The following is a 25,474-nucleotide window of genomic DNA, read 5'->3' as shown; positions in this document are numbered from 1 at the left end:
TTGAATAATGAGGAGGAAGTACATTGAAAAAAAATTCTGGACCTTTTCATACGGGTGCACGTTCATCAACCAAAGACAAACAGAGAAAAACAAATCGTATATATAATATTTCCATCACTGTTGTAATCGTGTTAATCCTAATTGTCGGAGCATCGATACTATTTAGTAAAGACGAAACGAAACAAGCATCAACGACGGTTAAAGAAGATACACCGAAGCAAACGGAGAAAAGTGATGCTAAGACTAGCAAAGCGGAGGATGAGGATCAGGACATTACGTCTGAAACTGATGATTCGAATGCCGAAAATCAAGACGAGACAGATGAAGAGCAGGGAATTGATGAGAATGGTCAAGATGATTCAACAGTCATTTTGGAATCTGAAGATGAAAATGACGAGAATACCGAAACGAGTGACTCACCGGATTCAGTGGAAACTAAGCAACCTTCCAATGCCGAAGTAACAAATTTCGATAAAGGATCTACTAACTGGACAGCAATGGAAAATGCCGTTGCACAAGGAGCTGGTATCTCTACAGATAATATGACAGTCTTGTGGCTGGGAAATGGCGGAGCGCCTGGTAAAGCCGTTGGAACCGTTTCGGCAAAGGATACAAAGCAAGTTTACAGCGTCAACATCGAGTGGGTGGAAGGCTCGGGCTGGAAACCAGTGAAAGTGGAAAAAAAGTGATTTAACAAAAAACAAAGAGGATGCCTAAAAGAGGGTCTGACCTCGTACACTACAGTAGTAATGTGTTATAAACACTTATTTTACTTGTAGTTGCGAGGGCAGACCCTTTTTTAAAATAGAACTTATTAAAGTTTATTATTTTTTCATCTTAAAATGCACGACAGCACTGTAAAATCGATGTCCTTCTTCCACGTGCATTTGGTGAGAAACGGACTGTACTTCAAGGAGAATGGCTTTGTTGATCTCGATTTGTGTTTGGATTTGCTTTTCGAGGTTTCTAATGGTGTCCGCTTCAAAGAACTCCACTTTGTCTTGGATTAAATCTAGCTGAAAATTCATGGTCATGCCTCCATTTGCTTAGGGTATAGGGCTATTTTATCACGTTTAAAGACTAATTCGCAGGGAAATCTAATACTTGAAGGAAAGGAGAAGATGTGGTAGATTAAGAACAGTTTCAAAACGAAAACATAGTATATTCATAGGAATAATTAAATATAAAAAGGTGATAAAAATGGGAAGAGAATTTATCGAGCTTTTTGAAGAATGGTCGAAATCCTATGATGATACTGTAGATGGTCATGATGTAGAATACCGCGAAGTGTTTCTGAACTATGAGCGGATTTTAGATAGTGTAGTAAGCAGAGCCCATGGTCACACGATCGAATTCGGGATCGGAACGGGTAATTTGACAGAAAGATTGTTGAATGCAGGCTTAACAGTGACAGCTGTGGAGCCCTCACCTGCGATGAGAGAGAAGGCCATGGGAAAATTACAAGCTCGCACGGAAATAGTAGATGGTGATTTTTTTGAATTTCCTAAGCCCGAACAAGTGGATTCAATCGTTAGTACCTATGCGTTCCACCATTTAAATGATGACGAGAAGGCGAAAGCTATTGCAATCTATAGCCAATTATTAAAAACTGGTGGTAAAATAGTGTTTGCGGATACGATGTATCTGACAAATATTCATCACAAACAGGCCATACTTGATGCAAAATCGTCTGGGTATCATAATTTAGCAAACGATCTATCCACTGAATACTATACAACGATCCCGTTTTTAGAAGAGATATTAAAAGAAAATGGCTTTACTGTATCATTCGATAAGTGCAACTCGTTTGTCTGGATTATGGAGGCTGAAAAATTATAGAAAGAGGTACAGGAATGAAAGTAGCAATTATCGGAGCAATGGAAGAAGAAGTAACGATTCTAAGAGATAAAATAGAGAACCTTGAACAAATGACGATTGCCGGTTGTGAATTTAATACGGGCACATTAAACGGCGTTGAAGTCATTTTACTAAAATCAGGAATTGGCAAAGTAAATGCAGCCATGTCAACAACTATATTATTAGAAAAATTCAAGCCAGATGCGGTTATTAATACAGGTTCTGCAGGCGGGTATGAACCATCATTAAATGTCGGGGACGTTGTGATTTCAACTGAAGTACGCCATCATGACGTGGATGTAACGATTTTTGGCTATGAATACGGTCAGGTTCCGCAATTGCCAGCAGCGTTCATCCCTAATGAAAAGCTGTTTGCGATTGCCGAGATTGCTGCCAAAGAAATCACCGATATCCAAGTCAAAAGCGGATTAATCGTAACGGGTGACTCATTCATGAACGATCCAGTTCGTGTTGACTTTGTTCGCACAAAGTTCACGAACCTCTATGCAGTAGAAATGGAAGCAGCAGCAATCGCTCAGGTCGCTCACCAATTTGGTACTCCATTTGTAATCATCCGTTCCCTTTCTGATATTGCTGGAAAAGAATCGAACCTTTCATTCGATCAATTCCTAGAAACGGCAGCATTAAACTCAAGCCAGTTGATTATGAAAATGATTGATCGTTTGAAAGTGAGTTAAATAAAAAAACTAAGTTAGATTCTGGAGATTCGTTGGACGAAAGAATGGTCATGAACAATTCTTTCGTTCAACGCACTCTTCACATTCTGAAATACTCCTAAAAACATAAGAAAAAATAGGAGGGGGAGAAAATAATGAATGTCTACCATGGGATTCATGAATTAATCGGTCATACACCGATGATGGAAATTACTCAATTTTCTTTACCAGAAGGTGTCCGAATTTTTGCAAAGCTTGAGTTTTTTAATCCAGGTGGAAGTGTAAAGGATCGTCTTGGTCGCGAATTACTTGATGCCGCCACAAAGAGCGGCGAATTAGTTGCAGGTGGTACATTGATTGAACCAACGGCGGGAAACACGGGGATTGGACTGGCATTAGCCGCAATTAACAAAGGCATTGACGTCATCTTTTGTGTGCCGGAAAAGTTCAGTGCAGAGAAACAGGAATTGATGCGTGCCCTAGGAGCTAAGGTTGTGAATACGCCTACTGAAGAAGGGATGCTTGGAGCGATCAAGAAAGCGCAAGAACTGCTAAAAGAGATTCCGAATTCCTATTGTCCACAGCAATTTGCCAATCCGTCCAATCCAGCTGCTTACTATAAAACACTAGGCCCAGAAATATGGGAACAGCTTGATGGACATGCGGACATCTTCGTTGCAGGAGCAGGAACAGGTGGAACATTCATGGGAACGGCTCTTTATTTAAAGGAACAAAATCCGCATGTTAAGACAGTAATTGTTGAACCAGAAGGCTCTATCTTGAATGGCGGTGAATCTGGTCCGCATAAAACGGAAGGAATTGGCATGGAGTTTTTGCCGCCTTATATGGATGAAAGCTATTTTCATGAAATTTACACAGTACGCGATGAAGACGCTTTCGGTTTGGTGAAAGAACTAGCCTATAAAGAAGGTCTGCTTGTCGGAAGTTCATCTGGCTCCGCTTTTTTTGCGGCATTGCAGGAAGCGAAAAAGGCAGTCCCAGGAACAAATATTGTCGTTGTTTTTCCAGATTCAAGTGAGCGGTACTTAAGTAAACACATTTATCAAGGGGGAGAGTAAGATGAAAAAAAAGACACAGTTAATTCACGGCGGCATTTTTGGAGATGAACAGACAGGTGCTGTTTCTGTTCCCATCTATCAAGTGAGCACATATAAACAAGATGGTCCGGGAAATCATCGCGGGTATGAATACTCACGCACAGGGAATCCGACGCGTCATGCCCTAGAAGAATTAATTAGTGACCTAGAGGAAGGAAAACGAGGATTTGCATTTGGTTCAGGGATGGCGGCAATGACCGCGGTTATGATGTTGTTTAAGCAAGGTGATCACGTGTTAATCACGGATGACGTGTATGGTGGCAGCTACCGTGTCATCACGAAGGTATTAAATCGTTTTGGTTTAGAGGCAACTTTCATCAATACAAGTGATCTAGATTCCATTGAAGAAAATATCAAAGAGAACACAAAAGCTTTATTCATAGAAACGCCAACAAACCCTACTTTGAAAATTACCGATATTGCAGGGGCAGCAAACATCGCGAAGAAACATGGCTTGCTTACGATTGTAGACAATACCTTTAGCACGCCGTATTGGCAAAATCCGATTACACTTGGGGCAGATATTGTGCTTCATAGTGCGACGAAGTATATTGGTGGTCATAGTGACGTTGTAGCCGGTCTTGCCGTTGTGAATGATGAGAAACTTGGAGAGGAACTTCACTTTGTTCAAAACTCAACAGGAGGCGTCTTAGGGCCACAGGATTCATGGTTATTAATTCGCGGCATCAAAACACTTGGACTTCGCATGGAAGAAACGGAAAGGAACACGAAACAAATCACAAACTTCCTGCTTGAACATGAAGCGGTATCGAAAGTGTATTACCCAGGTATTGAAAGCCATCCAAATCATGAAATTGCCAAGAAACAAGCACGCGGCTTTGGCGGTATGGTGTCCTTTGATGTCGGCAGTGCCGAAAAAGCGGCAGATGTACTAAGTAAAGTGAAATATTTTACCCTTGCTGAAAGTCTTGGTGCTGTGGAAAGCTTGATTTCCATCCCTGCCCTTATGACACATGCCTCCATCCCTGCTGATCGACGTGCTGAATTAAGGATTACAGATGGACTGATTCGCATCTCTGTAGGAATTGAAGATGCTTGCGATTTAATTGATGATTTAAAACAAGCCTTGCAAAACTAAACAGAACCTAGTACGTATTGCTAGGAGCATACTACTATGTAAAATCAGGATTTACCTGTATCTTTGGGACCCAAATCAGGGCAAGAAAGATCTCGGGCAAGCAAAGATTTAAATGATTGTAAAATTCATTCACAATTTTGCCACCAATTAGATGAAATTTGTTCATAATATACACCGTTCTGGTCAAGGAAAACGTGGTACCTTTTAAAGTAGGCAAGTAAAAGGAGTGTATGCCATGTTTTCGATTGTAATGGTGCTCGTTGTCATCACTGTTATTGGCATTGTGGTTGCAACAGAAGTAACAGTGGACTCAGATTAAAATTCTTGCAGGGTCTGGGCCTCACACTAATCCCCTTTTATTGTGTTACTTACATATCACACAAACGATAGATAGTAGAGTAAGGTCTAACCCTTTCGTTAAAGAAAAGGAGCAAATGCATTTGCTCCTTTTTCATTAACAGACAAGAGGACCACAACTAACAAACCACCAGAATCCAAAGATTAAGAGAAGAATCAAAAGTACGATGAAAAACGCATACGCTGGGCCATAACTTCCGCGCACCATACCAGGTCCAAATGCTGGATAAGATTGGTATGGTCCATAACCGCCACCTGGATATCCATAACCCATGAAATCACCTCCAATTAGGATAGAAATTCCCCCTATACTGTATGCTTCGTGAAGACGAGGTGTATGGGATATTGCCCATTATCACTGAATTTAGAAATCTGTGAGACGCATCACAAAATGCGTAATGAAAGTGAAATTAAGTTGTACAGACACAAAGACGTCCCTTCTAGCATAAGCATTAGATATAGGCGAATGACGAGAAACTCTGGGGGTGTGAGAATGCCGGATATTTTAACTGCATTAGGTTATATGGTTAAAGAGTTTTATTTGCTCGTATCATACGTAAAGAACAATGCTTTTCCTCAGCCGTTATCAGCGGGGGATGAGCGCAAATACTTACAGCTAATGGCCGAAGGAGATGCCCAGGCACGCAATATGTTGATTGAGCATAACTTACGGCTCGTCGCCCATATTGTCAAGAAATTTGAAAATACGGGCGAAGATACGGAAGATCTTATTTCCATCGGCACGATTGGATTAATCAAAGCAATCGAGAGTTATTCGGATGGAAAAGGAACGAAGCTTGCGACCTATGCGGCACGTTGTATTGAGAATGAAATACTCATGCATTTACGAGCTACTAAGAAAACAAAAAAAGATGTATCGCTTCATGATCCAATCGGCCAAGATAAAGAAGGAAATGAAATTAGTTTAATTGATGTACTGAAATCTGAGTCTGAAGATGTCATTGACACGATTCAGTTGAATATGGAAATTGAAAAGGTAAAAAAATATATTGATATTTTAGATGAACGTGAAAAAGAAGTGATTGTCGGTCGATTTGGGTTGGACTTAAAAAAGGAAAAAACTCAGCGGGAAATTGCCAAAGAACTGAATATTTCAAGAAGCTATGTGTCACGAATCGAAAAGCGTGCATTAATGAAAATGTTTCATGAGTTTTACCGAGCTGAAAAAGAGAAACGACGCGGTGGATAAGTGAAAATAAGCTGTAGCTACCTAATCAGATGCTTGTTGGGATTTAGAACATTTGATGGATTGCATAAAAAATAAACAGAGCGTAAAGCAAATGCTTCACGCTCTGTAGCTCGTTCATTTGGTTTTAAACATTTCAACGATGGCATGGTAGATTTCAGTACCTTGATAAAGGAATAATCTAGATGCTGTCAATGAAAATAAAGCGATCATAATGAAACGAAATACCATTTCGTCCACTCCCCTATTTTTTATTTTATCTAATAAAAAATATAGGAGTTAAGATGAGGTAATTCGATCTGTAAAAGACGGGACCTTGTAGGACATAACGTCTGATGAGCTTAATAAAGGATAAGCTATAGAGAAATAGCGTGAGTACTGCTAGAACAACTGCAGTAAAATCCATTAAGCTGAAATCAGGTATAAACTGCATGGCTTCAATCTGAAGTTCAACAGCTACTGTGGGATCTTCTTCAACCATTTTGAAATGCTTATGTAGGCTAGGTCCTGTGAGTCCGCCATGGATTTTGCTAACCGCAGAATGTTGAATGCTTCCGAGTAAAAATAAGGCGAGTATGAGAATGGATAATCTTTTCACTGTAACCCGCCCCCTTTTCTTTTGAATTATTTCTATCTTACCATGATTTTTCATGAATGTCAGAAATAAAAATAGACATTTTCCTTAAACAGGTTCAAGTGAATATTGGCGTTTTTTACTAAAGTATGTCATGTAGTAGCGGAATACCACCTTTAAGTTAGAAAAATTCTGAAAAGTTCTTTATAATAGAAGTATCAAAAAGAAGGAGGTAGGATCTATGGCATATCCGTTAACTTGGGATTTAGATGTGTTTTTTAAGGGTGGAAGCGCTTCACAGGAATTTACCGCTTTTTTAGATCAATTACGAGTGGATGTAGGCGAATTTGATAGGTTAGTAAGTGGCTGGAAGGTGAAATCTGTAGAGCAGGATCAGCATTTGCTTGAAACTGCTATGGAGTTATTTGGACAATCGGGTAAAAAAATGCGCCAAGCAGGAGCGTTTGTAAGCTGCTTAGAGGCACAAGATGTTAAAGATCAGAAAGCGAATGAATTACGCGGTCAAATAACGAAGCAAAGCGCCATCTTCCAGAATGCATTAACGAAGTTTGATCAGAAACTTGTCACTCTGGATGAGGAGTTTTTCCAAAACCTACTAAAAAAAGAACCATTAAAAGAATTAAAATACATATTGAATGAACGTCGCGAACGTGCGATGGAGAAGCTTTCTGTAGAAGAGGAATCATTAATTCATGCATTGGCAGTGGATGGATATCATGGCTGGAGCCAACTGTATGATACGGTTGTCAGTACGATTCACATCCCATTTGAGGAGAATGGGAAAGTGAATCAATTATCTGTAGGGCAAGCAGCTAATAAATTTTCAGATCCTGATCAAGATGTGCGCAAGCGGATTTTTACTGCTTGGGAACATGCTTGGAAAGAGCATAGCGATGTATTGGCTAAAGTGTTAAATCATCTAGCTGGGTTTCGCTTAAGTGTGTACGAAAAACGCGGCTGGAAGGACGTACATAGAGAACCACTTGAAATCAATCGGATGTCCAAGCAAACATTGGACAGCATGTGGTCTGTGATAGCAGAACATAAAGAGCCACTTGTCCGATTTCTGAAACGAAAAGCAGAACTGCTTGGATTAGAAAAATTAAGCTGGGCTGACTTGGATGCACCGATTACAACGTCTGCAAAAACGAGTGTCATGAGTTATCAGGAAGGTGCTGAATTTATCCTAAAGCATTTTGGGAAGTTTGGCAGTGAGTTAGAGAGTTTTACGAAAAAAGCGTTTGAAGAAGGATGGATCGAAGCACAAGATCGTCCGAATAAACGCCCAGGTGGATTTTGTACAGGGTTTCCTGTGTCTGGTCAATCCCGGATTTTCATGACGTATTCCGGAACGCCGTCTAATGTATCAACTTTAGCGCATGAATTGGGACATGCCTTTCATTCATATGCGCTTAAAGATACACATACATTAAACCGTGCGTATGCGATGAATGTTGCGGAAACGGCTTCTACGTTTGCTGAACTGATTGTCGCGGATGCCTCTGTAAAAGAAGCGAAGTCAGAGAGCGATCGTATTTCGCTTTTGGAAGACAAAATTCAACGTACTGTTGCTTTATTAATGAATATTCATGCGCGTTTTCTATTTGAAACACGTTTTTACGAGGAACGAAAACAAGGAATAGTAAGTAGTGCTAAATTGAATGAATTGATGATTGATGCCCAAAAAGAAGCGTATGGAGAGGCATTAGATGAATATCACCCTACATTCTGGGCATCCAAGCTTCATTTCTATATTACTGGTGTACCGTTTTATAATTTTCCCTATACATTCGGATATTTATTCTCGCTCGGTATATATGCGAAAGCGCAAAAAGAAGGTAAAGAATTTGAAGAGAAGTATATCGCCCTTCTAAAAGATACGGGTTCAATGCGGGTTGAAGATTTGGCAAGCAAACATTTAGGGGTAAACTTGTTAGGACGTGAATTCTGGGAAGAAGCGGTTGGCACTTGTCTTAAAGATATTGAGGAATTTTTTGAGTTGACGGATCCACTGGTAAAACAAGCATAATCAAAGAATTTTAAGCAAAAAGGGTCTGACTTCGCACTTTATATACTATTTAGTGGTATATCGCTAAACGGTATATCGAAATTCGGGAGCAGGCCCTTTTATTCAAAGAAGAATATTTTTATGGGTTTTAGTGTGTAACCTCACACCTGCTACGTTCGGACGATCACAATGTGCTGACTTCTGTGTTGCGCGTCATGACGTACGCGATTTTACCGGACTTTTTGAACTACCTCTGATATTATTCTAGACTTTTTTAAGTTTAAATGGACTGATCATGAGTAAAGATAATATAATCATGAAGAATAAGAAAAATACGGGCGGAGCGTACTGAATTACAAGGAAGCTTAATGTCAATAGGCAGCCAGCTACCGTAATGGGCAATCCGGTAAAATAGCCATTGTTTTCACTGATGTTAAAACGGGCTAGCCTAAAAGCTCCACAGCCAATATAAAAAACAGTGAAGAAACTGCCTGGTGCTCCAAAATCAAAGATGATTCCTTGATAGAGAAGTAAGGCTGGAGCGACGCCAAATGAGATAATATCACACATAGAGTCGAGTTGCTTACCTAACGCCGATTCAATATTAAATTTTCGTGCAATCATCCCATCGAAGCGATCGCAAAGTGCGGCTAGAAAGATTAATAGAAGACTAAGATTCAATTGATTCGTTAAAACAGCTATAATTGCAAATCCGCCAAGTGATAAATTTAGAAGGGTAATAATATTTGCCGTTTGTGCTTTCAGTTTTTTTAACGTAAGATCCAAAGCATGCAGGAAAAACAAATCATCCACTCCCTTCCTGTATTGTTAAAAGTATTGATTATATAATCATATTATTTCTGATACAATTTATGCGAGAATTATTTCTATTATTTAACAAATGGTGGTGTGTGGTGTTTGTACCAATCTTTATATCGTCTATTTATTGAGTTAACAAATGGAAGAGTTACTTCAGGCACTTTGCGGAAGTTTAGTCAGTCTACAAAGAGCCGCGCAGTGATCCCTTCCTTTGTGAAAATCTTTCAAATTAATCACGAGGAAAGCGAGCAGAACGTTACAACTTATCCTACTCTACATGATTTATTTACGCGTAGGCTGAAAGAAGGCGTAAGAGTGATTGATTCAGAGCCTAATTCTGTCGTTAGTCCTGTAGATGGTGTTTTTGAGGATTATGGTTTAATTACTATGAATAAAGAGATTGTGGTCAAAGGAAAAACGTATTCAATCGAGGAAATGCTGGATGATACAGCTGTTTTCGAGAAGTATGTTGGTGGCAGCTTTGCGGTGCTCTATTTAAGTCCGAGCCATTATCATCGGATTCATGCACCAATTTCAGGGAACGTTACGAAACGGTGGATAAAAGGGGAGAAATCCTATCCAGTGAATCGACTGGGCATGAAATATGGTCGTTCTCCTTTATCTAAGAATTATCGAAATATCACGGAGGTTCAGCATCATTTGGCACATGTTGCTATTGTAAAGGTTGGTGCGATGTTTGTGAACTCCATCGTTATATCAGATGAAGCTAATCAATTAAAAAAAGGTCAGGAGTTTGCTTATTTCAGCTTTGGTTCAACGGTTGTGTTGCTTTTTGAAAAAGGCAGTTTTGAGAAACGAGAAGATTTGATTGTTCCAAAAGAAGTGAAAGTAGGAGAACGAATTGGGAAGATAAAGGGTTGAGCAGAGGGAGTCTATATCGAAAAGGCAAGACCCCCCACAACTAATATATCTCGTTCATATGAAGTGTAAATCATACAATTAACGGTGTATAAAGTGTGAGGTCGGCTCCTTTTTTGAGACATCCTCTAAAATCCATTATGCTAAAGAACCTCTAATTTTGTGAGTTAAAGATCTTCGTTGAATTTCTGTTTCGATTAAAATGATGAAGTCTGAACTTAACTTCAGTTTTATGGCTTTGAAATAAGCTTCGATTAATAAATCATCTGATAGTTTATTCATTGGCATGCCCTAAGGCAGGTCACCTCCAATTTTTTTCCTAGGAATAAAAATTATTTCACATGCATATAGTGGTAAGTGATCTATGGTATAGTCATACCTTACCAGAAAAAGTAATCGAGAACAATCGTTCTAGTTATCCACAATGGACGTGGATAAGTTGTGGGTATTTTGTTTATAAATGATTGTTTGGTCTGCTAATCTAAGGGGATAATGTGTATAACTTTATCCACAATGAAAATAATTAAAGAATTTGTCGAAATGTTTTTGGGAATATACGTAATATATGAATAGGATGGATGGATCGTAAATGGTCATGCAATAGCGAAATTCATTAGGTTTGCTGCTTTCCAGCGCTGCTTTTTTATATTATGATGGAACTTTACGGCAAGACTAAAGAAGAGAGCGTGTTTTCTTTTAGAAATTTGTTGTAACAAACAAGAAAAGGGTTGAACAGTAATTCAAGAGAGGTTATTGAGGTGAATCATGCTTAAATTATTTTTACCAAATGAACATGTGAAAAGCATTTTTGAGATAAAGCCTGAAGACTTGAAAAAAAAAGGCGTAAAGGGAATTATTACAGATTTAGATAATACCCTTGTAGAATGGGACAGGCCTTTAGCAACGCCTAAATTAATGGAGTGGTTCGAATCCATGCGCAATCACGGGATTTTAATCACTATTGTTTCGAATAATAATGAAACGAGAGTAAAGTCCTTTTCTGATCCGATTCAGATCCCGTTTATTTCACTTGCACGTAAGCCGATGAGCAGATCTTTTCGCAGAGCGGCTGAACAAATGGGCATTAAGCGAGAAGAGGCCGTGGTGATTGGCGATCAGTTGATGACAGATGTGTTGGGTGGAAATCGAGGCGGCTTTCATACGATCCTTGTTGTGCCGGTTGTACAGACAGATGGATTCTGGACGAAGTTTAATCGGAAAATAGAAAGACGGATTTTGGCATTTTTCAGAAGAAAAGGAATGATAGAATGGGACAATCAGAAGTAATGCACGAGGAAGAACTAGCTTGCATCGGTTGTGGAGTGAAAGTCCAAACCGAAGACCCGAAAGCTTTGGGGTACACGCCTAAGTCAGCGTTGGAAAAAGAAATGATCATTTGCCAACGCTGCTTTAAATTGAAACATTATAATGAAGTACAGGATGTTTCTCTGACAGATGATGACTTCTTAAAGATCTTGAATCAAGTAGGTCAAACTGATTCATTAATTGTGAAGATCGTGGATATATTTGATTTTAATGGCAGTTGGTTGCCTGGGTTACATCGTTTTGTTGGCTCTAATGATGTCCTATTGATTGGCAATAAAGTAGACTTGTTACCGAAATCGGTAAAGCATAATCGATTGATTCACTGGATGAAGGAGTCTGCTAGAGAGCTTGGCTTAAATCCAGTTGATGTGTTATTGGTGAGTGCTGAGAAAGGTAATCAAATTCAAGAAGCAGCATCCGCGATCGAACAGTATCGGAACGGAAAAGATGTCTATGTTGTTGGGTGTACAAACGTTGGTAAATCAACATTCATCAATCGGCTGATCAAACAAGTAAGCGGAGAGGAAGATGTGATTACAACATCTCATTTCCCAGGAACGACGCTTGATATTATTGAAATTCCGCTGGATGATGAAAAAGCATTGATTGATACACCAGGCATCATTAACCATCATCAAATGGCTCATTATGTCGATAAACGTGATTTAAAATTCATCACACCGAAAAAAGAAATTAAGCCGAAGATTTATCAGCTTAATGAAGAACAAACATTATTCTTTGGCGGTTTGGCTCGATTGGATTATGTGTCAGGCGGTCGCCGTTCTTTCACATGCTATTTATCCAATGAATTGAATATTCACCGTACAAAGCTTGAAAAAGCGGATGAATTATATAAAAATCATGCAGGCGAGCTTTTAACTCCTCCACGCAGAGAAGGTATGGCTGATTTTCCTGAACTGGTTGCTCATGAATTTTCGATTAAAGATGGGAAAATGGACATTGTCTTCTCAGGTCTTGGCTGGGTAACGGTGAATGAGCCAGGTGCAAGAGTTGTTGCTCATGTTCCAAAGGGTGTTAATGTGATTTTACGAAAATCTTTAATTTAACAAGAACGAAGCAAAGAATCATTTTAGTTAGATAGACTAGAGAGGTTTTAGGGGGAAAAGGATGAAAAAAATCTACGGAGTTATAGGGGACCCGATTGCGCATTCGATATCACCAGCGATTCAAAACGATGCTTTTACTCATCAAGAGCTAGATTGTATCTATCATCCATTCCATATAACGCCAGAAAACTTGAGTGATGCGGTAAAAGGAATGAAAGCGATTGGTATTGCCGGCTTTAATATCACCATTCCACATAAAACGACCATCATTCCCTATCTTGACGAGATAGATGAGCTTGCTGCTACAATTGGTGCAGTTAACACTGTTTCTTATCAGGATGGCAAGTATTTCGGGTATAATACAGATGCAATGGGTTTTTATAAGGCGCTATCTGATCAAATCTCAAATCTAACAGAGAAGAAAATCTTAGTAATTGGAGCTGGTGGCGCAGCGCGAGCCATCTATTTTACGCTGCTTTCGCACGGTGCTATCTCCGTCGATATAACGAATCGGACGTTAGAAAAGGCGGAAGCTCTAATAGCGGATTGTCCATTTGAAAAACAATCAACTGCTCTAACGCTCTTACAGGCAGAAGAGCAGTTAGCAGATTATGATGTGATTATTCAAACGACCTCTGCTGGAATGAGTCCTCATCTGGATGAAATGCCATTTAGCATTCGAAATTTATCAGAGGGTTCATTTGTGAGTGATATTATCTATAACCCACTGGAAACAAAGCTATTAAAAGAAGCAAAGCAAAAAGGTGCCGACGTTCAAAACGGATTGGACATGTTGGTCTACCAGGCTGCCTTAGCTTTCCAAATCTGGACAGGGATTACTCCGGATACAACTAGAATGAAAAACATCATGCGAACGACATTAGGAGGAAAATAAATGCTTACAGGTAAACAAAAACGATTTTTACGTGCAAAGGCACATCATCTTAATCCAATTTTTCAAGTTGGGAAAGGTGGCGTCAATGACAATCTGATTAAACAGATCGGTGAAGCATTAGAAGTACGGGAATTAATCAAAGTGAGTGTGCTGCAAAACTGTGATGAAGACCGAGATGACGTAGGTATGGCGCTATCAAAGGGAGCACGTGCTGAGCTTGTACAAATCATCGGCAATACGATTGTGTTGTATAAAGAATCTAGAGAAAATAAACAAATCAAGCTGCCTTGAGTATGAAAAAGGTCGGAATCCTTGGTGGTACATTTAACCCGCCACATATTGCCCACCTGATTATTGCGAATGAAGTGCTGGATGCATTAAAACTGGATGAAATCAGATTTATGCCCAATTACACGCCGCCGCATAAAATAAAAACAGACGATGTCCCAGATGATGATCGTGTTGCGATGCTTAAGCTTGCGATCGACTCTCACTCGTCATTTTTACTAGAAACGATCGAGTTAGAACGAAAAGGTACGTCTTATACGTTTGATACGATACAAGTCCTCCTTGACCGTGAGCCGAATACAGAATTTTACTTTATCATTGGTGCAGATATGATTGAATATTTACCAAACTGGCATCGAATTGATGAGTTGGTTGAGCTTGTTACCTTTGTTGGCGTCAAGCGGCCGGGGTATGAGGTTTCTACAAATTATCCTGTGGAGATGGTAGATATTCCTGAAATGCTGATTTCATCCTCTTTAATCAGGGAACGGGTCAAGCAAAGGAAAACCATTCGTTATTTAGTTCCTGATCAAGTTTGGGAATATATGAAAGGAAATGGATCGTATGAAACGTGAGGAAGCGCTGGAAATCGTAAAAAAACAGCTGACAGAACGAAGATACGTGCATACAATTGGTGTGATGGAAACGGCGATTAAACTTGCTAGACAGTATGGAGCAGATGAGGAAAAAGCGGAGCTTGCTGCGATCTTCCATGATTATGCGAAATTCCGTCCGATTGAAGAAATGAAGGAGATTGTAATCTCTGAGAATATGGCTTCTGAGTTACTTGAATATGGCGACGAGCTGCTTCATGCCCCAGTTGGTGCGTACCTAGTGCAAAAAGAAGTGGGCATTACCGATCGGGAAGTGTTAGCTGCTATTTCCCACCATACATCTGGTAGAGTGAACATGACGCTACTTGACAAGATTGTCTATTTAGCGGATTATATTGAACCGGGACGTTCTTTTCCTGGTGTAGCAGAAGTACGGCAGTTGGCGAAAGAAAGTTTGGATACGGCGTTATTACAATCTGTTTCCAATACGCTTGCATTTTTGGTGAAAAATAACCAAGCGGTGTACCCGGATACGTTTCATTTTTATAATGCTTTAATTTTACAACATAAGTGAGGGTTCAAAAGGACATTGAGGAGCAATGCCGCAATTCGCAAGCTTTTTCGGACCTTTGAACAACTCAATAAGGAGAAGATTTGATGACTGAAAGAGAGCTATTAATAACGGCAGCAACGGCTGCTGATGATAAACGTGCAGAGGACATTCTTGCATTAAATATGAAAGGAATTTCTTTGATTGCAGATTATTTTCTAATTTGTCATGGTAATTCTGATAAGCAGGTCCAAGCGATTGCTCGTGAAATGAAACAAAAAGCAGAAGAAAATGGCGTTGAAGTAAGACGCATGGAAGGCTTTGACGAGGCAAAATGGATCCTTGTTGATTTGGGGGATGTGGTTGCTCATGTATTCCATCGTGATGAAAGAGGGTACTACAATCTTGAACGTCTATGGGGAGATGCTCCAATCGAGAACTTGCAAAGCGAATTAAGCCAATGAGTTATGAACGCTTCGCCTATGTGTATGATGAACTGATGAAGGATGCTCCTTATGAGAAATGGCTTGAGCTCCTTCTATCAAAAATGACCCAGTACGAGGCAAGTGGCCAAAACGTGCTTGATCTTGCATGTGGTACGGGTGAGTTTACAGTAGAACTGGCAAAGCTAGGCTTTCATGTTTCCGGCGTGGATTTATCAGAGGAAATGCTGGCAATTGCAAATGAGAAAGCAACTTTATTAGGACTCTCCATTCCGTTTTATCAACAAAATATGGCACAGCTTTTCGGGCTTGGCGTTTATGATTGTGTAACCCTTTTTTGCGACTCTTTAAATTATCTTCGCGAGGAAGCAGATGTTTCGGAAACATTTCGCTCTGTTCATGCTCATCTGAAACAGGATGGCTTGTTTTTATTTGATATCCATTCCATCTATAAAATGGAGCATGTGTTTCAAAACCAAACATTTGCGATAAGTGATGAAGAGGTTTCATATATTTGGGAATGTTATGCAGGAGAAGAGCCCTATAGTGTGGAACACGATTTAAGTTTCTTTGTCCGTGATCCCGAAAATGGCCTGTATGATCGCTTTGATGAATACCATTATCAACGCACATACCCTATTTCTTTTTATCAGGAAAAGCTTGTAGAGTGCGGTTTTGAAGTGCTTGAGTTGTTATCAGACTTAGAGGATGAACCGATTCACGATCAAACCGAGCGGATTTTATTTGTAGTAAAGAAGAAATAAGTAGTGAAAAGGGTCTGACCTCACACTCAATAATCGTTTCCGTCGTATAAACGATTATAGTAGATGTGGGGACAGACCCAATTGATATTGGACAGCCTTTCTTTTCTGTGGAAAAGGGGCGGGGCTTCGCAAAATCAGCTCCACACCGCCACCTTCATAAGATGATGCAATTGGAGAACCTGAACCTTTTTCATCGTTGGGTTGCGTGCAGACGCTCATGGATGTTTCTTATAAAAATTAAAAAAAGAAAAGGATTTCTACATTCAATGACGAATACTAATAAGGTGCCCTAAATTGTTTTTCCACTTCTTCAATGTCTTCTGTAAACTTCTCCTTTGTCGCTATGAAAAGATGCTCGAACATTTCTCCTGTTTCTGCTTCAAGAATTTTCATTCCTTCACCAGTAATTCCGCCTTTTACCATTACTTTCTCTTGTAGTGTTGGTAAAGTGTAGATGCCTTTCTTAAGTAAGTCCCCTAAGCCGATTACCATATTTTCTGTTAAGATCCTTGCCGTTTCTTCGTCTATTTTTGTTGTTTGAACAGCCCCATCGATAAATTTTCTTGCTAAATACGTGAAAAATGCCGGTCCACAGCTCACAATATCAGAAGCAGCCCGTGTTATTTCATTTTCAATGATCACCGCCTCGGACATACTATTTGCTAATGCGGTAATCGTTTCTTTCCAAACACTTTGACATTGGCTTCCAAAGCTGAGTAAAGATACACCAGAAAGAGCGCGATTGGTAATGCTTGGGATGAAGCGGGCGCAAGAACAATCCAATTGAGATTCAAGTTGGTCGACTGAGATTGGACTTGTAATCGAGATCACACATTTGTCTTGATTTATATAAGGTTTGATGGTTTGAAGTACCGGCAAAACCTCCAAAGGCTTCACACAGACAAAGAGGGCATCAGCATGCTTTGCAACATCAGCCGCGGTATTTACCACGGTTACGCCTTTATATTGATACTGGATAGCGAGTGCTTTTTTTAGAGTGCGGTTCGTGATGATGAGATCTTCTTCTGTGATTGCTTTTGCTTCCAGCCATGATTCAAGTAAAACAGTCCCCATATTTCCTGTTCCGATTACACCAATTTTCAAAATTTGCCACCTCCTACTAAACGGAACTACTCCTAAACTCTATGATACCAATTGCTTGGTTATGACGAAAATTAAAATGAAGGGTGATTTCAATGGACGTTCAAGGAAAAAAGAAAATAATCATCGGTATAGTAGCAGGAATTGCTTTATTACTCGTTTTTGCTTATTTTCAAACTTCAAAGCCGGAACCTAAGGAAACGGCAGCTGTTTTTTCTGATGGGGGCGGTGTGTTTGATGAACCGTTAGAGCAGGAGGAAGAGGAAGAGGAACAAGAAGAGGTTATCATTAAAGTAGATGTGAAAGGAGCGGTTAACCGTCCTGGCGTCTATATTGCAGATAGCGGTGATCGAGTGATTGACCTTATTGCAGATGCTGGAGACTTCACAAGTGAAGCGAATAAAGATCAAGTGAATTTAGCACAAGTTGTAGAAGATCAAATGGTCATCCTTGTACCGGAAATTGGTGATGAGAGTGTAGATGGGGTAATAACAGGTCCGGAGACATCCTTGGGAGGTTCGTCTGACGGAAAAATAAATTTGAATACGGCGACACAAGCAGAGTTGGAAACATTAACGGGCGTTGGCCCATCAAAGGCACTGAGCATCATCGACTATCGGGAAAAAATCGGGAAGTTTCAAAGTGTGGAAGATTTGAAAAAGATATCGGGAATCGGCGATAAAACGTTTGAAAAATTAAAGGATTCGATAAAGGTAAAATAATCAGCTATTCAAATGGGGGAAGAGAAGGTAAAATGTAGACAATGTCGGAATAGGTTGTTCAAAAAAAGTTCTGGTTTTCTGATCTACACGTGTTGCTGGTTACGGAAAGGGGTCTGTCCGGTCAGACCCCGCAACGACTCTATACTGTGTATAGAGTACGAGGTCAGACCCTTTGGGGATATCTTCTTCTCGGCTACTAAAAGTGAAAAAGGGGAATGTATGTTGAATCGAATTAGTTGGAATCAATATTTTATGGCGCAAAGTCATTTATTAGCATTAAGAAGTACATGTACAAGATTAGCGGTTGGCGCAACGATTGTCCGTGATAAACGAATCATTGCCGGTGGATATAATGGTTCAATCGCTGGTGGCACGCATTGCATCGATGATGGCTGCTATGTGATTGATAATCATTGTGTCAGGACGATTCATGCGGAGATGAATGCGGTTTTACAATGTGCCAAGTTCGGTGTACCGACTGAAGGCTCTGAAATTTATGTCACACACTTTCCTTGCTTGCAATGCTGTAAATCATTAATACAAGCGGGAATCAAGGCGGTTTATTATGCAAAAAATTATAAAAACCATCCTTACGCTATAGAGCTTTTCGAGCAAGCGGGTGTTACAGTTGAACAGGTTTTAACAGAGGAAATCATAGACCTAAAAGGTAAGGAAAAACAAAATCTTGTTGCTGATTTATTAACCGCACTGTCAGAAGCTGGCGGTTCGATTGAACGAGTGAATGAACTTCAGAAACAGGCAGAACGACTATTTTTATCCCGCATCGACGGGCAGTAATACCCCCACCTCAAGGCTTCGAGGAATCGAAGAAGCGTAGGTGGAGAATAACTGCCCGTAAAAGCCCGATTGGTGAGATACAGTGAAACTTACCGATGCGTGAGCAGAGATTTAGTTGAACCAATCGGGTTCGTAGAGTCGATTTATCGAAGCGGAGATAGTAGCGGCTCTAGAACGGGACTAACAATCAGCGGGGGATGAAGAATCCCCCACTGATTGAAGTTTCACTTTATTAAAAAAAGATGGAGAGTGACTAAAAATTAAAAGGGGGAAAACGACAACTTTGATTACATGATCCGGATCACTTTGGACGAGATACCCCTTTTTAGTCTTCTTCTTTTAAGTTGAAGGAGGCCTTATGACGAAACAACTCATATTCGCTGCCGTATCTGCCACATTTGGCGTAACAGCTTTCACTTATTTCGGGTGGGAATGGCTTGTTTGTGCGTTCCTTTATTATGGCTTCCTTTATTTTCAAATTCCTAGCAAAATCTTAGCTCTTCACCTCTTTGTCCTTCTGCTATTTTTCCTCAGTGCGACTATTTCTGAAAAAAACAACCGTACGGAACTTTCAGGTATGGAAACAAACTTCACGATTACTTTTACGGATTCAATCGACATTGACGGAGATATGATGAAAGGCTTTGTGACAGCTGAGCATAACGAAAAGCTCCAGCTACGGTATAAGATTTCTTCTGAGTTTGAAAAAATAGACTTGCAAAAACATATGAAAATTGCTTTGTCTTGTCCTGTCGCGGGCGTTCTGGAAGTACCGAGTGGAATGCGCAATTTTAATAGCTTTGATTATCAGCTGTATTTAAAAAGACAAGGCATTCATTGGGTTCTTAAAGCAGATTCGATTGAATTTGCGAAATGCATATTAAAAAAACACACCGCTAAGCAAGCCATTCAGGATTTTAGGAATAAGGGGATATCCTATGTAAATGAGCATTTTCCCAAAGAGTCAAGTGGGTATGTGAATGCCCTCCTATTTGGAGAGCAGAAGTTGATTGATGAAGAAGAGCTAAAAGACTATCAGCGTTTGGGCATTGTTCACTTGTTAGCGATTTCAGGATTGCATGTTAGTTTTTTAACAGGTATGATTTTTTATCTTGGTATCCGGGTCGGTATAACACGAGAAAAGATGTCTCTCGTCATGCTCCTGTTTTTGCCGATATATATCATCCTCTCTGGTGCAAGTCCTTCCGTTCTTCGTGCATGCTTCATGGCGATGTTATTCTTTCTACTTTCTTTTATCAAAAAGCATATTTCTGCCTCTGAAACAATTTCCAGTATTTATTTGCTCCTTCTTTTATACGACCCGAACCATCTCTACAATATTGGTTTTCAGCTTTCCTTTTCTGTTGCTTTTTCCATTATCATGTCGCTTAGAATCTTTGGACGAATTCAAAATCAACTTGTTTTACTCCTTGTTACCAGTCTTCTATGTCAGCTTGCGGCCATTCCGATTTTACTGTTTCACTTTTTTGAGTTTTCGTTAATCGGTGTGCTTTTGAATGTGATGTTTATTCCGATCTATTCTGTCGTTCTCTTGCCGTTTTCGATCCTTGTTCTACTTATACATCTTCTTGCGAATCCGTTCGGTGAATTTCTGCTGTTTTTTCTAAATGAAAGCTTTGTGTTATGTAATGCGATAGCGGGGTTTACAGCGGACCTGCCATTTGCTTATATTAGCTTTGGCAAGCCTGCATTCCCCATTCTTTTATTGATAATTATCTTGATACTTGCCTTGTTTGCCGTGTGGGATTTGGATAATCACCGAAAAACAAAGATTTTATTTCTTGTCCTGACTCTCTTGCTTTTATTGCAATATAATATCCAGAAGTTGTCTCCATATGGGGAAGTGACCTTCATTGATATTGGTCAGGGCGATTCGATTTTCATTAAGCTTCCTTTCAATAAGGGAAATTATTTAATTGACACGGGCGGTAGGATTAGTTTTGAACAGGAGGCATGGAAAGATAGGCGGAAAACCTATTCAACTGGTGAGGATACCGTAATCCCTTTTTTTAAAAGCAAAGGAATCCATACACTTGATTTGCTTATTTTGACCCATCCAGATGCAGATCATATCGGTAGTGCGGATGATGTTGTTGAGAATATTCACGTGAAGAAAATTGTCATCGGCGGTGGGAGTGAAGAAATTTATAAAAATAAGAAGTTCATACAAACAGCCCTTGTGTCAGGGAGTGAGGTTACGTCTGTAAAACGCGGGGATCATTGGTCAGTGGGTGAAGCTGCATTTTACGTTTTGAATCCATACAGGGATGAGGAGGACGTGAATGAATCATCGATTGTATTGTATGCGGAAATGGGCGGGGTAAGCTGGTTGTTTACTGGTGACTTTGGTGAGCAAGGGGAACAAGCGTTAATTCAGGAATATCCCGGGTTAGCCGTTGACATATTAAAAGCTGGTCATCATGGAAGTAAAACATCTTCGTCTGTCACATTCATCGAGAGTCTGAAGCCAAAAATAGCTGTCATATCAGCTGGTGTGAATAATCGTTACGGTCATCCGCATCAACAAGTGCTAGATATATTAAGCACTGCAGGAATATCTGTCTACAGAACGGACCTACATGGAGCCATTTCTTATCAGTATTATCAGAAACGAAATGGAACCTTTTCCACAGCGTTGCCATAGGATGGAGTATATAAGAAAAACAAGTCTGTTTTACAAAAAAAGGAACTGCTAAACGCAGTCCCAGTCTTTGTGCCTGTTTGGAGAGCTGTTATGTAGACCAGATTAAGAACCAATAACCTGAACGGTTACAGCAATTCCGAAAATAACGGCAAAAAACACAAATGAAACGATGAAACCTATTGCAGAGTCATTTACATCGTTTGATCTCGGTTGCAAATTTTTTTCAAATTCGTTCATTTATACCCCTCCTATTTCTTTAATAGTATAAGCGATTACAAAGAAAAAATCTAGGACACCATTTTCAAAATATGGTATTTAATGAAATGGTTTCTGATGTCTTCAGTAGTAATTCGGGATTAGCAGCTCGTAAGAAGTAATACGTCTTTTTTTGTAGAAAATCAACTTCCTATACTGACAAGAGTTGTCACAAATAGTTTTGGCTTAAGAGGCTAAAATAAATGTACAAAGCAAAGAAAGACGCATGACTTATTATCATGTATCAAATACCGCTTGAGAGAAAGTTAAACCCGGGAACTTACTTGACAGCGTTTATATAAAGTGGGGAATTGGTCAACACGAGGCCAATTCCCTAAAGTTCGGGGGGATTTTCTAAAAAGAAACATACGCATTCTTTTGTGGGGCTAATTCTCGGAAGCGGCCTCTTGTCCCATCCTATCTGCATCAATGTTTACCTTTAAATAGCTTGTCAAAGTCTCTTGTTATCTATACGATAAGAGGGAGATTACATAAAAAGAGGCGGTATTCCTTGGTAGTAGACGTTTGGAAAAGTATTAAAAAGAAGCAATTTGCACCAATTTACTTATTGGTTGGAACAGAATCCTATTTGATTAACGAAACGAAGCAGCTTTTGATGCAGCATGCTCTCCTTGGAGATGAAATTGATTTCAATTTCTCGCAATATGATCTTGAAGAAACACCGATAGAAACAGCGTTAGAGGATGCAGAAACGCTGCCGTTTATCGGTGAGCGTCGTCTTGTATTTGTTCAAAATCCTTTCTTTTTGACAGCAGGTGATAAAAAACAAAAGGTTGAGCATGATGTGAAACGATTGGAAGCCTACTTAGCTGATCCTGTTCCTTATTCCATTTTAGTCATTGCGGCACCGTATGAAAAATTGGATGAACGGAAGAAAATTACAAAAGAACTGAAGCGCAAGGCTGTTGTTGTTGAAGCGAAGAAGTTGAACGAACATGAGCTAAAAGTGTGGATCAGGGATAGAGCAGCGATGTCACAGATTCAAATAGACGAGCAAGCAATCGATTTATTGCTTGAATTGGCTGGGACAAATTTAATGATGTTAACGAATGAACTAGATAAAATGGCCATGTATGTAGGGGAAGAAAAAAGAATTGATGCTGTGATTGTAGAAAAATTAGTGGCGAAATCATTGGAACAAAACATTTTCACACTAGTCGATCATTTACTACAGCGGAAAATTGAAAGTGCCATTACTATTTTTCATGACTTGCTGCGGCAAAATGAAGAACCGATTAAAATATTGAGCGTGATGGCTGGGCAAGTACGCCTTCTTTATCAAGTTAAGGAACTGGCAAGACAAGGCTATAGCCAGCAAAAAATCGCAGGTTCCATGAAAATTCACCCGTATCGAGTGAAGCTCGCTCTTGAAAAAACCGGGAAATTCGGTGAAAGTGAATTGATGACGATTATGCATGAACTAGCTGAAGCGGATTATAAAATGAAGACAGGACAAAGCGATAAAGCCATTACGCTTGAACTGTTAATGCTGAAAATGGGCTAACTCTTAAAGATACGAAGCGTTGACTTGGGTTTTGCTGAAAAATTGAAAAAAGGTGTCCGAATGAACGGACACCTTTTTTGCCTGTAAAAAAACGATCCAGGGGATCGTTCATTCGTTTGTTGATTAAGCGTTTAAAGCATTAAGCCTTTTCGTTAAACGAGATTTTTTACGGGCTGCCGCATTTTTATGGATTAATCCTTTAGATGCAGCTTTGTCTAATTTTTTAGCAGCTATTAAAAGAGCTTCTTTTGCAGTTGTAGCGTTGTCGCCTGCTAGAGCAGCTTCAGCGTTTTTAATAGTTGTACGCATTGTAGATTTTACAGTAGCGTTTTGAACGCGTTTAGAATCGTTTGTTTTCACGCGTTTAATAGCAGATTTAATATTTGGCATTCCGTTCACCTCCTACATTAAGAAATCGAGATTATATGAACTCGACTTATCAGTTCTATACTTAAATAGCACAAGTGATATTTTATCAGAATGCATTCTATAATGCAATACCCTTCAAAAGGAATAATTGACGCTAAAAGCAAACTTTATCTCGTTATAGAGTATTGTACCAAAAAAATGAATAAGAAAAAAGAAATATTAGCAGAATGGTAATAAGAAAAGCGAAATCCCCTATTTCGCAGGAAGCTAGGTGGTGGAGCTAGACAGTAAGAAAAGCGGAACCATCTCTTTAAAACTAATACAATTCTTCTTAAGATAACTATCATTACAAATAACGGAGGTCAAAATGGAAAAGAATTTGGATTTAAGCCAGTATTCGATAAGAACGGATCTTGCAGTGGAAGCTACCGCATTAGCGGCAGCTCACAAAGGGGTTTCAGGTGAGAAGGATATTTCAAAAATTGAAGGAGTAATCATTAAAGAAAAAAATGAGAATGATTTAAAAATTTCCCTTGTCGAGGTGACAGAGAAAGGTGCCGAGCAAATCGGTAAGAAAAAGGGGAGTTATTTAACCATTGAAGTGCAAGGAATTCGCCAGCAAGATACAGAGACTCAACAAATGGTAGAAAAAGTGTTTGCAAAAGAACTGGCTCAATTTTTACAGGCAAGAAACATTTCTAAAGAAAGCAGTTGTCTTGTTGTCGGACTTGGAAATTGGAATGTAACGCCTGATGCATTAGGACCTGCAGTGGTTGAGAATCTAGTTATTACAAGGCATTTATTCGAATTGCAGCCAGAATCTGTTGAGGAAGGATTTCGTCCAGTGAGCGGAGTTTCTCCTGGTGTTATGGGGATTACGGGAATTGAGACAAGCGATATTATTCAAGGAGTGATTGATAAAAGTAAGCCAGACTTTCTAATTGTCATAGATGCTCTGGCCGCGAGTTCAATTGAGAGAGTGAACTCTACTATTCAAATTACCGATACAGGCATCCATCCAGGTTCTGGTGTGGGAAACAAGCGAAAGGAATTGAGCGAGGATACACTTGGCATTCCCGTTATTGCGATTGGCGTTCCGACTGTTGTGGATGCGGTATCGATTACAAGTGACACGATTGATTATATTTTAAAGCATTTTGGGAAAGAGTTGAGAGAGGGAGATCAACCATCAAGGGCTCTGGCACCAGCAGGCTTCAGTTTTGGAAAAAAGAAGAAGTTGACAGAAGCGGATTTGCCTGACGAATCGCACCGTCAAACTTTTCTCGGCATCGTCGGGACACTGCCAGATGACGAAAAGCGCAAGCTAATTTATGAGGTATTGTCGCCAATTGGTCATAATCTTATGGTGACGCCAAAAGAAGTAGATGTGTTTATAGAAGATATGGCGAACTTGATTGCAAATGGCTTGAATGCAGCGTTGCATGGATCAATTAATCAAGACAACACAGGGTACTATACTAGGTAAAAGCATGCTTTTAAACTGATAGTTCTACTCTCTCTATTAAAGTCATATTT

The 25,474-nt window shown here is 39.7% G+C and carries 29 protein-coding genes; 21 read left to right on the top strand and 8 right to left on the bottom strand.

Translation table 11 applies throughout. From position 1 onward, the window contains the following. The first annotated feature begins 23 nt into the window (after positions 1 to 23). Complete coding sequence (locus tag JNUCC23_RS15010; RefSeq protein ID WP_454212151.1) at positions 24 to 689, top strand: DUF1510 family protein; 666 nt, start codon at positions 24 to 26, stop codon at positions 687 to 689. A 135-nt stretch (positions 690 to 824) separates the two neighbouring features. On the opposite strand, the gene JNUCC23_RS15005 is transcribed toward JNUCC23_RS15010, so the two are convergent. Next, on the bottom strand, positions 825 to 1,028 hold the full coding sequence (locus tag JNUCC23_RS15005; protein ID WP_062177770.1) for a DUF2536 family protein: 204 nt from the start codon (positions 1,026 to 1,028) through the stop codon (positions 825 to 827). Between the two features lie 172 nt (positions 1,029 to 1,200). Between JNUCC23_RS15005 and JNUCC23_RS15000 the strand changes: the two genes are divergently transcribed. The 4 genes from JNUCC23_RS15000 (at position 1,201) to JNUCC23_RS14985 (ending at position 4,751) form a co-directional block, all read left to right on the top strand. Next, positions 1,201 to 1,839, top strand: coding sequence for a class I SAM-dependent DNA methyltransferase (locus JNUCC23_RS15000; protein WP_062177772.1), 639 nt, complete (start codon positions 1,201 to 1,203; stop codon positions 1,837 to 1,839). Between the two features lie 14 nt (positions 1,840 to 1,853). Next, a complete protein-coding gene (mtnN, locus tag JNUCC23_RS14995) occupies positions 1,854 to 2,555 on the top strand; it encodes a 5'-methylthioadenosine/S-adenosylhomocysteine nucleosidase (protein WP_403069905.1) in 702 nt (233 codons plus the stop codon). A gap of 134 nt (positions 2,556 to 2,689) precedes the next feature. Next, positions 2,690 to 3,613: a PLP-dependent cysteine synthase family protein gene (locus JNUCC23_RS14990; protein WP_454212148.1), complete on the top strand. Its 924-nt coding sequence runs from the start codon at positions 2,690 to 2,692 to the stop codon at positions 3,611 to 3,613. Between the two features lies 1 nt (position 3,614). Further along, positions 3,615 to 4,751 (top strand): bifunctional cystathionine gamma-lyase/homocysteine desulfhydrase, encoded by a 1,137-nt coding sequence (locus JNUCC23_RS14985; protein WP_062177780.1) that lies wholly within the window; start codon positions 3,615 to 3,617, stop codon positions 4,749 to 4,751. A 454-nt stretch (positions 4,752 to 5,205) separates the two neighbouring features. Here JNUCC23_RS14985 and JNUCC23_RS14980 read toward each other — a convergent pair whose 3' ends face one another. Then, positions 5,206 to 5,382, bottom strand: coding sequence for a hypothetical protein (locus tag JNUCC23_RS14980; protein WP_172796816.1), 177 nt, complete (start codon positions 5,380 to 5,382; stop codon positions 5,206 to 5,208). 219 nt (positions 5,383 to 5,601) lie between these two features. Here JNUCC23_RS14980 and sigK point away from each other — a divergent pair, with 219 nt between their 5' ends. Continuing rightward, positions 5,602 to 6,318 carry an RNA polymerase sporulation sigma factor SigK gene (gene sigK / locus JNUCC23_RS14975; protein ID WP_403069913.1) on the top strand — a complete coding sequence of 239 codons (717 nt, stop codon included), beginning with the start codon at positions 5,602 to 5,604 and terminating at the stop codon, positions 6,316 to 6,318. A 253-nt stretch (positions 6,319 to 6,571) separates the two neighbouring features. On the opposite strand, the gene JNUCC23_RS14970 is transcribed toward sigK, so the two are convergent. Continuing rightward, positions 6,572 to 6,913 carry a hypothetical protein gene (locus tag JNUCC23_RS14970; protein ID WP_403069916.1) on the bottom strand — a complete coding sequence of 114 codons (342 nt, stop codon included), beginning with the start codon at positions 6,911 to 6,913 and terminating at the stop codon, positions 6,572 to 6,574. A gap of 217 nt (positions 6,914 to 7,130) precedes the next feature. Between JNUCC23_RS14970 and JNUCC23_RS14965 the strand changes: the two genes are divergently transcribed. Then, entirely contained in the window at positions 7,131 to 8,939 is a 1,809-nt protein-coding gene (locus tag JNUCC23_RS14965; RefSeq protein ID WP_403069919.1) for a M3 family oligoendopeptidase, read from the top strand. Between the two features lie 243 nt (positions 8,940 to 9,182). Here JNUCC23_RS14965 and pssA read toward each other — a convergent pair whose 3' ends face one another. Next, positions 9,183 to 9,722, bottom strand: coding sequence for a CDP-diacylglycerol--serine O-phosphatidyltransferase (gene pssA, locus JNUCC23_RS14960; protein WP_062177792.1), 540 nt, complete (start codon positions 9,720 to 9,722; stop codon positions 9,183 to 9,185). A gap of 114 nt (positions 9,723 to 9,836) precedes the next feature. On the opposite strand from pssA, the gene JNUCC23_RS14955 reads away from it, so the two are divergent. Then, positions 9,837 to 10,619 carry a phosphatidylserine decarboxylase gene (locus JNUCC23_RS14955; RefSeq protein ID WP_454212145.1) on the top strand — a complete coding sequence of 261 codons (783 nt, stop codon included), beginning with the start codon at positions 9,837 to 9,839 and terminating at the stop codon, positions 10,617 to 10,619. 135 nt (positions 10,620 to 10,754) lie between these two features. Here JNUCC23_RS14955 and JNUCC23_RS14950 read toward each other — a convergent pair whose 3' ends face one another. After that, positions 10,755 to 10,898, bottom strand: a complete 144-nt coding sequence (locus JNUCC23_RS14950; RefSeq protein WP_062183039.1) for a sporulation histidine kinase inhibitor Sda — start codon at positions 10,896 to 10,898, stop codon at positions 10,755 to 10,757. A 483-nt stretch (positions 10,899 to 11,381) separates the two neighbouring features. Here JNUCC23_RS14950 and JNUCC23_RS14945 point away from each other — a divergent pair, with 483 nt between their 5' ends. The 8 genes from JNUCC23_RS14945 to JNUCC23_RS14910 all read left to right on the top strand — a co-directional run bounded on the left by JNUCC23_RS14945 (position 11,382) and on the right by JNUCC23_RS14910 (position 16,503). Next, positions 11,382 to 11,903, top strand: a complete 522-nt coding sequence (locus tag JNUCC23_RS14945) for a YqeG family HAD IIIA-type phosphatase (protein WP_454212143.1) — start codon at positions 11,382 to 11,384, stop codon at positions 11,901 to 11,903. Next, positions 11,903 to 13,009 carry a ribosome biogenesis GTPase YqeH gene (gene yqeH, locus JNUCC23_RS14940; protein ID WP_403072033.1) on the top strand — a complete coding sequence of 369 codons (1,107 nt, stop codon included), beginning with the start codon at positions 11,903 to 11,905 and terminating at the stop codon, positions 13,007 to 13,009. Before JNUCC23_RS14945 ends, yqeH begins: the two co-directional genes overlap by 1 nt. A gap of 61 nt (positions 13,010 to 13,070) precedes the next feature. Further along, on the top strand, positions 13,071 to 13,904 hold the full coding sequence (gene aroE / locus JNUCC23_RS14935) for a shikimate dehydrogenase (protein ID WP_454212141.1): 834 nt from the start codon (positions 13,071 to 13,073) through the stop codon (positions 13,902 to 13,904). Further along, positions 13,905 to 14,195 (top strand): ribosome assembly RNA-binding protein YhbY, encoded by a 291-nt coding sequence (yhbY, locus tag JNUCC23_RS14930; RefSeq protein ID WP_062177804.1) that lies wholly within the window; start codon positions 13,905 to 13,907, stop codon positions 14,193 to 14,195. It abuts the gene before it with no gap. Between the two features lie 2 nt (positions 14,196 to 14,197). Continuing rightward, complete coding sequence (locus JNUCC23_RS14925; RefSeq protein ID WP_403069933.1) at positions 14,198 to 14,767, top strand: nicotinate-nucleotide adenylyltransferase; 570 nt, start codon at positions 14,198 to 14,200, stop codon at positions 14,765 to 14,767. After that, on the top strand, positions 14,757 to 15,320 hold the full coding sequence (yqeK, locus tag JNUCC23_RS14920; RefSeq protein ID WP_062177810.1) for a bis(5'-nucleosyl)-tetraphosphatase (symmetrical) YqeK: 564 nt from the start codon (positions 14,757 to 14,759) through the stop codon (positions 15,318 to 15,320). Before JNUCC23_RS14925 ends, yqeK begins: the two co-directional genes overlap by 11 nt. Before the next feature lie 83 nt (positions 15,321 to 15,403). Continuing rightward, positions 15,404 to 15,760 carry a ribosome silencing factor gene (gene rsfS, locus JNUCC23_RS14915; protein WP_062177812.1) on the top strand — a complete coding sequence of 119 codons (357 nt, stop codon included), beginning with the start codon at positions 15,404 to 15,406 and terminating at the stop codon, positions 15,758 to 15,760. Next, positions 15,757 to 16,503 (top strand): class I SAM-dependent DNA methyltransferase, encoded by a 747-nt coding sequence (locus tag JNUCC23_RS14910; RefSeq protein ID WP_454212138.1) that lies wholly within the window; start codon positions 15,757 to 15,759, stop codon positions 16,501 to 16,503. The genes rsfS and JNUCC23_RS14910 overlap by 4 nt, the downstream gene beginning before the upstream one ends. Positions 16,504 to 16,779: 276 nt before the next feature. Here JNUCC23_RS14910 and comER read toward each other — a convergent pair whose 3' ends face one another. Then, entirely contained in the window at positions 16,780 to 17,607 is an 828-nt protein-coding gene (comER, locus tag JNUCC23_RS14905) for a late competence protein ComER (RefSeq protein WP_454212136.1), read from the bottom strand. Between the two features lie 92 nt (positions 17,608 to 17,699). On the opposite strand from comER, the gene JNUCC23_RS14900 reads away from it, so the two are divergent. The 3 genes from JNUCC23_RS14900 (at position 17,700) to JNUCC23_RS14890 (ending at position 21,789) form a co-directional block, all read left to right on the top strand. Further along, on the top strand, positions 17,700 to 18,326 hold the full coding sequence (locus JNUCC23_RS14900) for a helix-hairpin-helix domain-containing protein (RefSeq protein ID WP_454212134.1): 627 nt from the start codon (positions 17,700 to 17,702) through the stop codon (positions 18,324 to 18,326). 222 nt (positions 18,327 to 18,548) lie between these two features. Further along, on the top strand, positions 18,549 to 19,124 hold the full coding sequence (locus JNUCC23_RS14895) for a ComE operon protein 2 (RefSeq protein ID WP_454212132.1): 576 nt from the start codon (positions 18,549 to 18,551) through the stop codon (positions 19,122 to 19,124). 358 nt (positions 19,125 to 19,482) lie between these two features. After that, positions 19,483 to 21,789 (top strand): DNA internalization-related competence protein ComEC/Rec2, encoded by a 2,307-nt coding sequence (locus JNUCC23_RS14890; RefSeq protein WP_454212130.1) that lies wholly within the window; start codon positions 19,483 to 19,485, stop codon positions 21,787 to 21,789. Positions 21,790 to 21,891: 102 nt separating this feature from the next. Here the strand turns inward: JNUCC23_RS14890 and JNUCC23_RS14885 are convergent, their stop codons facing one another. Beyond that, positions 21,892 to 22,026, bottom strand: a complete 135-nt coding sequence (locus JNUCC23_RS14885; protein ID WP_082674969.1) for a YqzM family protein — start codon at positions 22,024 to 22,026, stop codon at positions 21,892 to 21,894. A 529-nt stretch (positions 22,027 to 22,555) separates the two neighbouring features. On the opposite strand from JNUCC23_RS14885, the gene holA reads away from it, so the two are divergent. Further along, positions 22,556 to 23,569, top strand: coding sequence for a DNA polymerase III subunit delta (gene holA, locus JNUCC23_RS14880; RefSeq protein ID WP_403069948.1), 1,014 nt, complete (start codon positions 22,556 to 22,558; stop codon positions 23,567 to 23,569). Between the two features lie 123 nt (positions 23,570 to 23,692). Here the strand turns inward: holA and rpsT are convergent, their stop codons facing one another. Continuing rightward, positions 23,693 to 23,959, bottom strand: coding sequence for a 30S ribosomal protein S20 (gene rpsT, locus JNUCC23_RS14875; protein ID WP_062177831.1), 267 nt, complete (start codon positions 23,957 to 23,959; stop codon positions 23,693 to 23,695). Positions 23,960 to 24,305: 346 nt separating this feature from the next. On the opposite strand from rpsT, the gene gpr reads away from it, so the two are divergent. Beyond that, positions 24,306 to 25,424, top strand: coding sequence for a GPR endopeptidase (gene gpr, locus JNUCC23_RS14870; RefSeq protein ID WP_454212127.1), 1,119 nt, complete (start codon positions 24,306 to 24,308; stop codon positions 25,422 to 25,424). Positions 25,425 to 25,474 lie beyond the last annotated feature (50 nt).

The organism is Peribacillus sp. JNUCC 23 (genome assembly GCF_053653995.1).
The sequence above is the reverse complement of the archived record's forward strand: the minus strand, read 5'-3'. Positions and strand labels throughout refer to the sequence as shown.